Origin of the sequence: Marinobacter sp. (assembly GCF_044799475.1) — a bacterium.
Classification (GTDB): Bacteria; Pseudomonadota; Gammaproteobacteria; order Pseudomonadales; family Oleiphilaceae; genus Marinobacter.
Genome location: NZ_CP085217.1, coordinates 3,530,325 through 3,543,392 on the forward strand (window position 1 = coordinate 3,530,325; position 13,068 = coordinate 3,543,392).

Here is a 13,068-nt window from a genome sequence, read left to right on the forward strand (position 1 = left end):
AAAAGCCAGTCCTCAGGTTATGTCGAGCGGCGGCAAGCTCTTTACCAGGTCATCCACTGCTTTCACCTGTTTCAGGAACGGCTCCAGCCGGCTCAGGGGCAGCGCGCATGGGCCGTCACAAAGAGCCTTGTCCGGATCCGGATGCGCTTCCAGAAACAGCCCGGCAATACCCTGGGACATGCCGGCCCGCGCCAGATCGGCCACCTGGGCGCGCCGGCCACCGGCGGAATCCGCCCGGCCTCCGGGCATCTGCAATGCATGGGTCACGTCGAAGAAAACAGGATGACCGAAGGATTTCATGACACCAAAGCCCAGCATGTCCACCACCAGGTTGTTGTAACCGAAACTGCTGCCGCGCTCGCAGAGAATAATGCGATCATTACCGGCCTCCTGGCATTTGGTAATGATGTGCTTCATTTCCTGGGGTGCCAGGAACTGGGCTTTCTTGATGTTGATAACGGCGCCGGTTTCGGCCATGGCGACCACCAGATCGGTCTGACGGCTGAGAAACGCGGGCAACTGGATGATGTCGCAGACTTCAGCCGCCGGCTTTGCCTGCCAGGGTTCGTGCACATCGGAAATGATGGGCACGCCGAAATGGCTTTTGATCTCCTGCAGGAGCTTCAGTCCATCTTCAAGACCCGGACCACGGAAGGAATGCACGGATGAGCGATTGGCCTTGTCGAAGGAGGCCTTGAACACGTAGGGAATGCCCAGCTTGCGGGCAACTTCCACGTAAGTTTCGGCTACCTCAAAGGCCAGTTCCCTGGACTCCAGCACATTCATGCCCCCAAACAGCACAAAGGGCCGGTCATTCGCCATGTTCAGATCGGCAACGCTGACGGTTTTATGTTCCATGGGGGCCTGTTTCCTGTTCTGCAAAATCGGTTTTAAAAAGAAAACGCCGATGCGGCAGGGCCGGATCGGCGTTTGTCACCTCAACCCGCCTTGTGGCGGGCTTTGGCTGCTTCCACAAAGCCGGTAAACAGCGGGTGTCCGTCCCGGGGCGTGGAGGTGAACTCCGGGTGGAACTGACAGGCCACAAACCAGGGGTGATCCGGCACCTCAATGACCTCAACCAGGGCCCCGTCCATGGAACGGCCGGCGACTTTCAGGCCGGCTTCCTCCAGCTGTGGCAGGAAGTGATTATTAACCTCAAAACGGTGGCGGTGACGTTCCCGGATCACTGTTTTACCATAGCAGGCTTCAATGGTGGACCCCTCCGTCAGGCGGCAGTCCTGGGCGCCAAGGCGCATGGTGCCCCCCAGGTCGGATTCACTGCTACGCTCTTCCCTCAGACCGCTGGCATCCAGCCATTCGGTAATCAGCCCCACCACCGGGGTTGGGCTGTGGGGACGAAATTCCGTACTGTGGGCATCTTTCAGCCCAGCCATGTGCCGTGCGTATTCGATCACAGCGACCTGCATTCCAAGGCAGATCCCCAGGTAAGGCACTCCGTTTTCCCGTGCATACTGCACCGTCCGGATCTTGCCTTCCACGCCGCGCTCACCAAAACCGCCCGGCACCAGGATCGCATCCGCAGACTCCAGCACGTCGACACCGTCCCGCTCGATGTCCTCTGAATCAATGTATTTCATATTGATCTTTGTGCGGGTTTTGATGCCCGCATGCAACAGGGATTCGATCAGGGATTTGTAGGCGTCCAGAAGCTCCATGTATTTGCCGACCATGGCGATGGTGACTTCGCTCTCCGGGTTTAACTGGGACTCCACCACAGCATCCCATTCACTCAGGTCGGCCGGACCGGCCTGCATATTGAAACGCTCGATAATGATCTGGTCCAGACCAAAGCCGTGAAGCATGCGGGGAATTTCGTAGATGGACTTGGCATCCTGGAGGGGAATGACCGCCCGTTCTTCAACGTTGGTAAACAGGGCAATCTTGCGCCGGGAGCCAATATCCACTTCGTGCTCGGACCGGCACAGAAGGATGTCCGGCTGCAGGCCGATGGAGCGCATCTCCTTGACCGAATGCTGGGTCGGCTTGGTCTTCACTTCGCCTGCGGTGGCAATGTAGGGCACCAGGGTCAGGTGCATGAACAGCGCTCGCTGGGGGCCGACTTCCACTTTCAACTGGCGGGTTGCTTCAAGGAACGGCTGGGATTCTATATCACCCACAGTGCCGCCGATCTCAACCAGCGCCACATCGGCTCCCGCAGCTCCTTCAACCACCCGGCGCTTGATCTCGTCGGTAATGTGGGGGATGACCTGGACTGTTCCACCCAGGTAATCGCCCCGACGCTCCTTGCGGATTACTTCTTCGTAGACACGGCCACTGGTGAAATTGTTGCGCCGGGTCATGGGAGTACGGATGAAACGCTCGTAATGACCGAGATCCAGATCGGTTTCCGCGCCGTCCTCGGTGACAAATACCTCACCGTGCTGGAACGGACTCATGGTGCCGGGGTCGACGTTAATGTACGGGTCCAGTTTGAGGATGGTGACCTTGAGGCCGCGTGCCTCCAGGATCGCCGCCAGTGAGGCAGAAGCAATACCTTTCCCCAATGAAGACACAACCCCGCCGGTGACGAAAATATAACGCGTCATGCAGATTCCGTATGATTTATCTGGTTCGGTGAAGGAGGGAGATTATCATCTCAAGATGGGACGCCAGACTACCAGAATGCCCCACCCTTCTCAATCAAAATCCCGCTCCTGGACAATCCGCCAACCACTCTCCGGTGACGGTCCGGAAAACGCCGGGGACAGCCAGAGCCCCGGAACTGCAACAAGTTCGGAACCTTTCCAGACCAATGGCAGGCGGTCCCGTTCCCAGGGTACGACCGCCTTCTCCTGCAGCCATTTTTTCAGAGAGCGAGAGGTCCTGGCCGGATGTTCCCGGATCCGCTCGCCCCCCTGACGCGCAGTTACAACAAGGAACGGCGGCGGACCGGGGGCATCAGTGGCCGGTTCAAGAGAGATGACATACCTCCCCCAGCAAACAGGTTCCCCGACATTCAGCGGCAGAGGCCCTTCCGGGAGTTCTTCCTGTTGCTGAACCAGGTACAGGGACTTCTGATAGCGGCGGAGGCTGTAACCCGGTCCCCGCAGCTCCGGGGACCGGTCATCAGCCGCATGAATCAGTTCGACCAGAGCCCTGTCCAGATACCGCATTGGAGGCAGGTCGAAACCTTTTTTACTGATCCACCAGCGTAGCAGGTTTTTCTGTTCGGGGGCGCCGAGCTCCGCAAGGCACGGGAGGCGGAGTCGGCCTTCATCATCTTCGCAGAGGTCAGACTGAATTTCCGCAAGGCGGTCCGCCAGCAGAGCCTGCTCACCACAACTGTGCGCAGTCCGCTCCATTCTCTTCAGAAGGTTGGGCCAACGCTGCCTGAGCAGCGGGATAACCGAGCGGCGCAGGAAATTGCGATCAAACCGCAGGTCCGTATTGCTGGGGTCCTCAATCCAGCTCAGGTTCGCATCAAGCGCCCAGGCGCAAAGCCGGGCCCGACTGAAGGCCAGCAGGGGTCTTGCCAGTTCTGCGCTGCCAAGAGGCCGGGTCCGGGGCATACCTGCAAGCCCCGCGGCCGCGCTACCCCGAACCAGACGGAACAGAACCGTCTCAATCTGATCATCGGCATGATGCGCCATCAGCAGCAGATCCCCCACATCCAGTACACGCTCAAATACTTCATAGCGGGCTTTTCTGGCGGCTTCTTCCAGTCCGCTTCCCGCGGATGATCCAGCCTTGCCGGGCTTTACGGTGACAGCCTCGACCAGCAGCGGCACCGAGAGATGGTCACAGGTGCGGCGGCAATGAGCTTCGCAGGCCTCGGCGTTAGGCTGCAGCTGATGATTGATGTGGATAGCCCGCAGCCCGCTGCCACCAGTCGCTGGAAGACAGTCGTTGACGAGATGCAGCAGAAGAGTGGAGTCAAGGCCGCCGCTGAAGGCGACCCAGACCCTTGAAGCAGGGGGCAGGGAGCCTAGTGCTTCGACCAGCTCCGCGGGCCAGGTGTGGGAGGTAGCCCCCTGGCTACCGCCCTGTGTCATAGCGGGTCAGGCGCTCATAGCGTCGGGCAATCAGCTCATCCATGGACATGCTGTTCAGATCAGCCAGCCCGGCCACCAGTTCCTTGCGCAGCGACCCGGCCGCGGCTTCCGGATTCCGGTGAGCGCCTCCCAACGGCTCGGTAACGACCGTGTCCGTCAGGCCCAGGGCCTTGAGCCTGTCCGCAGTGACCCCCATAGCCTCGGCGGCCTGAGCCGCGTAATCGGCACTTTTCCACAGAATCGAGGCACAACCTTCCGGAGAGATAACCGCGTAGGTGGAGTACTGCATCATGAAAAGATGATCGCAGACACCTATGGCCAGCGCGCCGCCTGATCCGCCCTCCCCGATAACTGTAGAGATAATCGGCGTCTTCAGCCGGGACATGACCGCCAGGTTAAAGGCTATGGCTTCACTCTGGCCCCGCTCTTCCGCACCTATGCCCGGGTAGGCGCCGGGCGTATCAATGAAGGTGAGGATAGGCATTTTGAAGCGTTCGGCCATCTCCATCAGACGAAGGGCCTTGCGGTAACCTTCGGGGCGGGGCATGCCGAAGTTCCGGCGCACCTTGTCGCGAACCTCACGGCCTTTCTGGTGACCAATGACCATCACCGGCTGGTCATCCAGCCGCGCGGTGCCACCAACAATGGCCTGGTCGTCGGCATAGCGCCGGTCACCGTGAAGTTCGTCAAAGTCGTCGAACATCATCTCGATGTAATCGAGGGTGTAGGGTCTGCGGGGATGCCTCGCGAGGCGTGAAATATCCCAGGGGGCAAGATCCGAGAATATGCTCTCGGTGAGACTCACGCTCTTGTTCCTGAGCCGGTTGATCTCATCGCTGATATTGATGTCGGTGTCGTTGCCGACCATCCGAAGCTCTTCGATTTTGGCTTCCAGATCAGCAATCGGCTGTTCGAAATCAAGATAATTAGGGTTCATGATGATCCATCATTTTTTGCCGAGCGGATTATACAACCCTGCTCATTCGGAATTTGCCTGAAAATAACAGTGCCGGAGCTCTGAAAAAAGCGGACCTTGGTATAAGTGGCCCGGTTTCAGGGTACCCAGTGAGGCCGGACGCCTCAGCCGCATCTCCTAATCATAGACCAGTTCCACAGCCTGGTCGCCCACCAGATATCGCAGCTCCATTAACAGGTTGTCATTTGGCTGCACCCGCCAGCTCTCTCCCAGCTGTATCCGGGTGCTCGCAGCATCGCTCTGGTAGTCAATCCATACCGGACTACCCTCGCAGCGGAAAGGGCGCAGTGTCTCATCCAGCTTTTCCAGCAGTCCATTCTGCAACTGCTCCTCCCGCAACGCCAGTTGCAGCCCCCGACTGAAACGCTGGCGCGCAGTAGCGACATCCATGACATCACTGACCCGCATTTTCATCTGCCCGGAATAGTCATCGTGGCTGACCTGACCTTCCACCACAATCACCTGGTCCGATTGCAGCAGCTCCCGCTTCTCGTGGAAAAGCTCCGAGAACAGGGTTGCCTCCAGCCGGCCGCTCCGGTCATCCAGGGTGATGAAACTGATAGTCTGACCGCTTTTCGTTTTCATCGATCGCTGGGCGATCACAAGCCCCGCTACCCGCTGTGGCGTCCGGGAGGGTTTGATATCCTGGATGGGCTGCCGTACAAACCGTCGCACCTCACGCTCATACTCATCAAACGGGTGCCCGGTCAGATACAGACCGAGTGTATCTTTTTCACCTTTCAGCCGTTTCTTTTCAGGCCATTCCCTCACATGGGCCACGTCCGCAAACAGGTCCACACCATCTCCGCCTTCCAGCATCTCACCGAACATGTCCACCATGCCTACCGAGGCATTGCGTGATTGCTGGCCGGCCTGCTGAATGGCCTTGTCGATACTCGCCATGATATGAGCACGGCCCGGGCCCAGCTTGTCCATGGCACCGGATCGCACCAGGGCTTCCATGGCGCGCTTGTTGACCTTTTTGATGTCAATGCGGCGGCAGAAATCGAACAGATCCCTGAACGGCCCCCCGCCATCCGCGCGACCGTCAACAATGGTCTGGATGGGGCCCTCGCCAAGGCCTTTTATGGCTCCCAGACCATAGACAATCTCGCCAGCATCATTGACCGTGAAGGTGTACTCGGAAGTACTCACATCCGGCAGTACCAGGGTCAGGCCAAGATTGCGACACTCTTCCACAAGGGTGACCACCTTGTCGGTATTCTGCATATCCGCAGTCAGTACCGCGGCCATGAACTCAGCCGTGTAGTGGGCTTTCAGCCAGAGGGTCTGGTAGGACACCAGGGCGTAGGCAGCCGAGTGGGATTTGTTGAAGCCGTAGCCAGCGAACTTTTCCACCAGATCGAAAATATTTTCCGCCAGCTGTTCGCTGATGTTGTTGTTCCTGCAACCGTCGATGAAAATGGCTTTCTGCTTTTCCATCTCCTCCGCTTTCTTCTTGCCCATGGCCCGGCGCAGAAGGTCCGCACCACCCAGGCTGAATCCAGCCATGACCTGGGCAATCTGCATGACCTGTTCCTGGTACAGGATGATGCCATAGGTGGGCTCCAGAACGGGCTTCAGGCCTTCGTACTGGAAATCCGGGTGAGGATAGGCCACCGGCTGCCGGCCATGCTTGCGGTCGATGAAGTCGTCCACCATGCCGGACTGAAGCGGCCCCGGCCGGAACAGGGCAACCAGGGCGATCATGTCTTCCAGGCAGTCCGGCTGCAGGCGCCGGATCAGGTCCTTCATGCCGCGGGATTCCAGCTGGAACACCGCGGTGGTCTCGGCCTTCTTGAGCATCTCGAAAGATTTCGCATCCACCAGTGGAATTTCACTGATGTCCAGAGCCGGCTCGCCCCGCTGCACGCGCCTGGGATTGATCATCCCCAGGGCCCAGTCAATGATCGTCAGAGTCCGTAGCCCGAGGAAGTCGAACTTTACCAGGCCGGCTTCCTCCACGTCGTTCTTGTCGAACTGGGTGACCAGGCTGCCGCCCTCTTCATCACAGTAAAGGGGCGAAAAATCAGTGATTTTTGTGGGCGCTATTACCACACCACCGGCGTGCTTGCCGGCATTCCGGCAGACACCCTCAAGCTTCAGAGCCATCTCCCAGATTTCCTGGGCGGCTTCGTCCTGGGCGAGAAACTCACGAAGCGCCTGTTCCTGCTCCACCGCTTTTTCCAGGGTCATGCCCACTTCAAAGGGAATCATCTTGGACAGCCTGTCTGCCAGGCCGTAGGACTTGCCCTGCACCCTTGCTACGTCCCGCACTACCGCCTTGGCCGCCATGGTACCAAAGGTGATTATCTGGGAGACCGCTTCCCGCCCGTATTTCTCTGCCACGTAAGCAATGACACGGTCCCGCCCTTCCATGCAGAAATCCACGTCAAAGTCCGGCATGGATACCCGCTCGGGGTTGAGAAACCGCTCGAAAAGCAGGTCATATTCCAGGGGGTCGAGGTCGGTAATGTCCTGGCAGTAGGCCACCAGGGAACCAGCACCGGAACCCCGGCCAGGTCCAACCGGCACACCGTTGTTCTTGGCCCACTTGATGAAATCCATAACGATCAGGAAGTAGCCCGGGAACCCCATCTGGATGATGATGTCCAGCTCGAAATTCAGCCTTGTATAATAGGCTGCCCGCTTTTCCTCGTAGTCCGGGTCGGACCTGTCCAGGGTCTTTGCCAGCCTGACCTCCAGACCCTCTTCCGACACCTTGCGGAAGAACTCGTCCATGGTCAGGCCATCGGGAATGGGGTAATTGGGCAGGAAATACTCCCCCATCCTGACCTTGACGTTGCACCTGCGGGCAATTTCCACGGTGTTTTCCACTGCCTCGGGAATATCCGAGAACAGCTCGATCATTTCCTCGGCGCTGCGCAGATACTGCTGGTCGCTGAAACGCCGATCCCGACGGGGGTCATCCAGAGTTCGGCTTTCGCCTATGCAGACCCGGGCCTCGTGGGCCTCGAAATCTTCCGCATGAAGGAAATGGACATCGTTGGTGGCCACCACCGGACAGTCCATTTCATGGGCGAGTTCGACGCTCTGGTGAAGGCACTCTTCATCATTGACGCGACCGGTGCGCTGCAGCTCCAGATAGAAAGCATCCGGGTACAGATCCATCCAGGCCCGGGCCCGGGTCCACGCCAGCTCCGGCTTGCCAGCCAGCAGGGCCTTGCCCACGTCCCCGAGCTTGGCACCTGACAGCATGATCAGGCCCACAGCCCGCTCCTCCAGCCAATGCCGCTGGATGATCGGTCTGCCATGATGCTGACCTTCGGTATAGCCCAGCGAAATGATCTCGGTAAGGTTCCGGTAGCCCTCGAGGTCCCTCGCCAGCAGTGTCTGGCGAAAGGGCTTTTCGGCCTCTTCCGGATTCTCCAGCCAGATGTCCGCACCGATCACCGGCTTGATGCCGGCACCCAGCGCGCCCTTGTAGAAGCGCACCAGCGAGCACATGTTCGACTGCTCAGTGAGACCCACCGCAGGCATGCCCAGCTCGGCCACACGACCAATCAGCGGCTTGATGCGGACCAGGCCATCGACGAGGGAGTATTCCGAGTGAACGCGAAGGTGTACAAAGGTTTGAGCCATAAGATCGGGCGTTTCCAGAGCGACAGGCGAATCAAAAAGCCGGGCTGGCGGAGCTGCCAGGCCGACGGAAATCTGCGATGGCCCGCCTACTGACTGCGGACCATCTCCCTCAGTTCCTGCTCAGTCTGGGGCCCAAAACGGGTTTCAACGAGCTCCCCTGCAGGGTTCACAATAAAAGTAGCCGGCAGCGCTACGGGCAGCTTCCAGTTAAAGGCCGGCGCCGGGTCCTCTGCCAGGATGGTGAATTCTATGCCCATTTTCTGGCCAAGATTCAGCAGGGACTGCCCCTGCACACCGTCGAAATTGACACCCAGAACGGTGATATTGTCGGCTTCATCCAGCTCGTTGAGCTCGGGAATTTCCTCAAGGCAGGGTTTGCACCATTCAGCCCAGTAATTGACGAAAACCCAGTCGCCCCTGAGAGACTCCCATGCGAGAGGCTCGCCATTGGCCTTCTCAAACTCGGTCTGACTACAACCTGTGATCAGCAGCATGGCCGCAGCCAGCAAGATTCCGGGGTATTTCAAGAACACGCCTCCTGTTAGACTGTGCAACTTCAGGGACTTCCCGCGCGTGGGCCGGTTTTCCAGAGTGATGAAAAGCAGGCAACGATGACAGAACCAGTGCCGATTTTCCACAACCACCCGTCCCGTTTTTCAACAACTGAAGGTAGCCTGAATTTTAACATGGCCGGTGTAACTTCAAATACTCCCTATGTCCTCGTACTCTATTACAGCCGCTCGGGCCAGACCGCCGAGATGGCCGCCCAGATCGCACGGGGCATCGCCCGGGAAGGGGGCATGGAGGCACGCTTGCGCACCGTACCACCGGTTTCACCGGATACCAGTGCAGGTCTGCCAGACATTCCCGATCAGGGTGCCCCCTATTGCAGCAAGGAGGATCTGCGCCATTGCGCGGCTCTCGCCATCGGCAGCCCCACCCGTTTCGGCAACATGGCGGCACCCCTCAAGCATTTTCTGGACGGCACCGGCGATCTCTGGATCAGTGGCGCCCTGACGGGCAAACCCGCCGGCGCCTTTACCTCCACCGGCAGCCTGCACGGCGGTCAGGAAAGTACCATCCTGAGCATGATGCTACCGCTGCTTCACCACGGCATGCTGCTCTGTGGCGTTCCCTATTCCGAACAGGCGCTGAACAACACCACGGCCGGCGGAACACCCTATGGCCCATCCCACTGGGCCGGAACGGACAAGCCACGGCCTCTGACCGGGGATGAAAAAGCCATCTGCCAGACCTTCGGCCAGCGACTGGCCGGCCTGGCAATCAAACTGCAAACCTGACGGGACATTTTCCATGCTGCATTCCGAGGGCGGCCGCGTCACCCGCGCGCTCACCGCATCAATCTATCTGGCACTACTGCTGGTGCTGCTGGTTACCACTTTCTATCCCTCACAGGTTGAAGGTGTCTCCGTTGCTTTTATGCTCGCCATCAAACTGGTGCCGTTGCTGCTTTTCCTGGTGCCGGTGTTCCGGGGGGACAATCGTGGCTACATCTGGTTGAGTTTCGTTGTTATTTTCTATTTTACCCAGGCCACGGTGTCAGCCTGGCTCAGCGAGGGAGAGCCAAAATTCATTGTGCTGGCCACACTCTCTTTTGCATTGTTTGTAATGGCAATGATCCATCTGAAGGTCAACAGGCCGCCCTCAACCAGCTGATTCGGGACAAACATGACAGCAACGGTAACCATGAGCGCAACATTTCCACCTGCGCCCCAGGTCTCAGCGCTGACACTTCGCGATGTCTGCGCGGCGCTGGCAGCCAGCGGAGAAATCAGTCAGGACGAGGCGGAGAGGATTCTTTCAGCAAACCTCGGAGCCGAGAGTCTCAAAAGTCATCCTCTGGAGCTGGTTGCCGCCGCAGCCCCCGTCAGCGCTGTTTCGGGCCGGACTCTCGATCTTGACCGCCTGACCGCCTGGCTGGGCCGCTGGGCTGGCCAGGACTACTATCACATCGACCCCCTGAAAATTGATGCGCCGGCCATTGCCCGGGCCATGTCTTACGCGTTTGCCCAGCGTCACGGCATCCTCGCCGTTGAAATCAACAGAAACGAAGCAGTAATTGCCAGCGCCGAACCCTTCAGTACGGAATGGGAGGCCAATCTCCGGCATGTACTCCGGAAAGACATCCGGCGGGTGGTCGCCAACCCGGAGGACATCCGGCGCTACACCGTTGAGTTTTACCAACTGGCCAGCTCGGTCAGCAAGGCGGGAGGTGGTCAGAGCAGTGCCGCGGGCAACCTGCACAATTTCGAGCAGCTCCTGGACCTCGGCGCCGGCACCAGCCCCGACGCCAATGACCAGCATGTGGTGAAAATCGTCGACTGGCTGCTGCAATACGCCTACGAACAACGAGCCAGCGATATTCACATCGAGCCGAGACGCGCCATCACCCAGGTCCGCTTCCGCATCGACGGCATACTTCACAACGTCTACGAGTTTCCGGAACAGGTGGGCGTCGCCGTGACCAGCCGGCTCAAGATTCTGGGCCGTCTGAACGTGGCGGAAAAGCGCCGCCCCCAGGACGGCCGGATCAAGACCCGCAAACCCGACAACAGCGAGGTGGAGCTTCGGCTTGCCACCATGCCCACGGCGTTTGGCGAGAAAATGGTCATGCGGATCTTTGACCCGGAAGTACTGCTTAAGAATTTCGAGCAGCTTGGCTTTTCCCGGGAGGACCGCGAGCGCTGGAAGGACATCACTGGCCTGCCCCACGGCATAGTGCTGGTCACCGGCCCCACCGGTTCCGGAAAGACCACCACGCTCTACTCAACTCTCAAGCACCTGGCCACCCCGGAAGTAAACATCTGTACCATCGAAGATCCCATCGAGATGGTGGAACCATCATTCAACCAGATGCAGGTTCAGAGCAATATTGAACTGAATTTTGCCACCGGCGTGCGCTCCCTGCTCCGCCAGGATCCGGACATCATCATGATTGGCGAGATCCGGGACCTGGAAACCGCTGAAATGGCGGTTCAGGCAGCTCTGACCGGCCATCTTGTGCTGTCCACGCTACACACCAACGACTCCCCCAGCGCCATCACCCGCCTGCTGGAACTGGGCATCCCGCCTTATCTGATCCGGGCCACGGTTCTCGGTATAATGGCGCAGCGCCTGGTGCGGACACTCTGCCCCCACTGCAAGACCCCGGGCCCGGTTGATGAGACTGCATGGAAAGCCCTGACGCGCCCCTGGAAAGCCCCGGTGCCCCGGCAGATCCACCAGCCCGTGGGATGTCTGGAGTGTCGCAATACAGGCTATCTCGGGCGGGCCGGCGTGTATGAGGTACTCCAGCTGTCACGGGACCTGGTAGGCCAGATTGACGAAAACACTGAACTGGAACAGCTGCGGATGCGGGCCTACAAAGATGGAATGAAATCCCTGAGGCTCAGCGGCGCCCAGAAAGTGGCTGCGGGCGAAACCACCATTGAGGAAATCCTCCGGGTGACCCCGGAAAGCCAGCGCTAGGCCGACGGCCGCATGCCACACTGCTCAAGAAGGTCCTGCCAGGCCTCAATGTGTTGGGCAGTGATCCGGTCAACTTCCTGCCACAACCCGCCTTCCTGGTGCAGGGCTTCGCGATGGAAGTCCAGAAAGCTCTCCGGCATTACCTCCTGCTGAAGGCTCGCCAGTTTCTCCAGCGGAACCATGAGATCATTCCGGGCACGCTGAAGATCCGCCAGCCAGGGTTGAACCTCACCGATGTACACGGCGAAAAACATGCTGTTGACGATCTCTGCCTGGCGGTTAGGCTTTCCGTCAAAGCATAAGGGGCGGGTATCCAGGCGCTGCCCGATCAGCCGGGTCACATCGTCCAGTCGCGCCACAACCAGTGCCGCACTGTTCAGAATCTGCCCCGCCCGATGATTGGCCTGCCATTGCTGATGAACCCGGCCAACAAAGCCGAGATCCGTCGAAAGATCCCCGGTATACAGCGCCTCGATGCTGCCATTGAGCCGCTTCACATCCTCGCCCAGGGCGGCTGTCACGGCACCGGAACCAGCCACCGGAAGGAATCCTTTGGACAGGGTGAAAAGCGACTCGATCTCCGCCACTCCCCAGGTGGCATTCCAGATCGCCACCGGCAGGGAATCCAGCTTGCTTTCCGCTGCGGACTGCACCCTGTCAGCCAGTGAGTCATTGCTGATTTCAGGGAGACATTCCCGGGCGGCATGGATAAAACGGACCTCATAGCGTAGACGGTTAAGGGGCTGCATGACGCGCCCCATGATGGAGTTTCGCTCCCCCACCACGAACTGGAGTTCACAACCGTACAGGGAGAGAAAATCCAGCACGTCCATGTCCAGGGCGGGCATTTCCAGCTGGCGCTCCCGCCGTCTGGGCAGGCGGGGAATGTCCGGAGCAACGGCAAATCGGGACTCTACGTCCAGCACCCGGGCCGTGCGCTCCACGTATTCGTCCATCATGGAGTCCGGCGAGGAAAAGGGATCACAG

The 13,068-nt window shown here is 59.2% G+C and carries 10 protein-coding genes; 3 read left to right on the plus strand and 7 right to left on the minus strand.

The window, feature by feature from the left end; all coding sequences use genetic code 11:
- Positions 1–12: 12 nt before the first annotated feature.
- The 6 genes from kdsA to LG327_RS16250 all read right to left on the minus strand — a co-directional run bounded on the left by kdsA (position 13) and on the right by LG327_RS16250 (position 9,125).
- Positions 13–858 carry a 3-deoxy-8-phosphooctulonate synthase gene (gene kdsA / locus LG327_RS16225; protein WP_404363497.1) on the minus strand — a complete coding sequence of 282 codons (846 nt, stop codon included), beginning with the start codon at positions 856–858 and terminating at the stop codon, positions 13–15.
- 80 nt (positions 859–938) lie between these two features.
- Entirely contained in the window at positions 939–2,567 is a 1,629-nt protein-coding gene (locus LG327_RS16230) for a CTP synthase (RefSeq protein ID WP_404363499.1), read from the minus strand.
- A 90-nt stretch (positions 2,568–2,657) separates the two neighbouring features.
- Positions 2,658–4,013, minus strand: a complete 1,356-nt coding sequence (gene tilS / locus LG327_RS16235; protein WP_404363501.1) for a tRNA lysidine(34) synthetase TilS — start codon at positions 4,011–4,013, stop codon at positions 2,658–2,660.
- Entirely contained in the window at positions 3,997–4,950 is a 954-nt protein-coding gene (gene accA, locus LG327_RS16240; RefSeq protein WP_404363503.1) for an acetyl-CoA carboxylase carboxyl transferase subunit alpha, read from the minus strand. The genes tilS and accA overlap by 17 nt, the downstream gene beginning before the upstream one ends.
- A 156-nt stretch (positions 4,951–5,106) precedes the next feature.
- Positions 5,107–8,592 carry a DNA polymerase III subunit alpha gene (gene dnaE / locus LG327_RS16245; protein WP_404363505.1) on the minus strand — a complete coding sequence of 1,162 codons (3,486 nt, stop codon included), beginning with the start codon at positions 8,590–8,592 and terminating at the stop codon, positions 5,107–5,109.
- Between the two features lie 86 nt (positions 8,593–8,678).
- Positions 8,679–9,125: a TlpA family protein disulfide reductase gene (locus LG327_RS16250; protein WP_404369496.1), complete on the minus strand. Its 447-nt coding sequence runs from the start codon at positions 9,123–9,125 to the stop codon at positions 8,679–8,681.
- Between the two features lie 153 nt (positions 9,126–9,278).
- Here LG327_RS16250 and wrbA point away from each other — a divergent pair, with 153 nt between their 5' ends.
- Genes wrbA through LG327_RS16265 form a run of 3 tightly spaced genes read left to right on the plus strand, consistent with a single transcriptional unit; the run spans position 9,279 to position 12,081 of the window.
- Positions 9,279–9,893, plus strand: coding sequence for an NAD(P)H:quinone oxidoreductase (wrbA, locus tag LG327_RS16255; protein WP_404363507.1), 615 nt, complete (start codon positions 9,279–9,281; stop codon positions 9,891–9,893).
- A gap of 13 nt (positions 9,894–9,906) precedes the next feature.
- Positions 9,907–10,269 (plus strand): DUF2069 domain-containing protein, encoded by a 363-nt coding sequence (locus tag LG327_RS16260; protein ID WP_404363509.1) that lies wholly within the window; start codon positions 9,907–9,909, stop codon positions 10,267–10,269.
- A 30-nt stretch (positions 10,270–10,299) separates the two neighbouring features.
- Positions 10,300–12,081, plus strand: coding sequence for a GspE/PulE family protein (locus LG327_RS16265; RefSeq protein WP_404363510.1), 1,782 nt, complete (start codon positions 10,300–10,302; stop codon positions 12,079–12,081).
- Here LG327_RS16265 and LG327_RS16270 read toward each other — a convergent pair.
- On the minus strand, positions 12,078–13,040 hold the full coding sequence (locus LG327_RS16270; protein ID WP_404363512.1) for a DUF3080 domain-containing protein: 963 nt from the start codon (positions 13,038–13,040) through the stop codon (positions 12,078–12,080). The genes LG327_RS16265 and LG327_RS16270 overlap by 4 nt on opposite strands.
- Positions 13,041–13,068 lie beyond the last annotated feature (28 nt).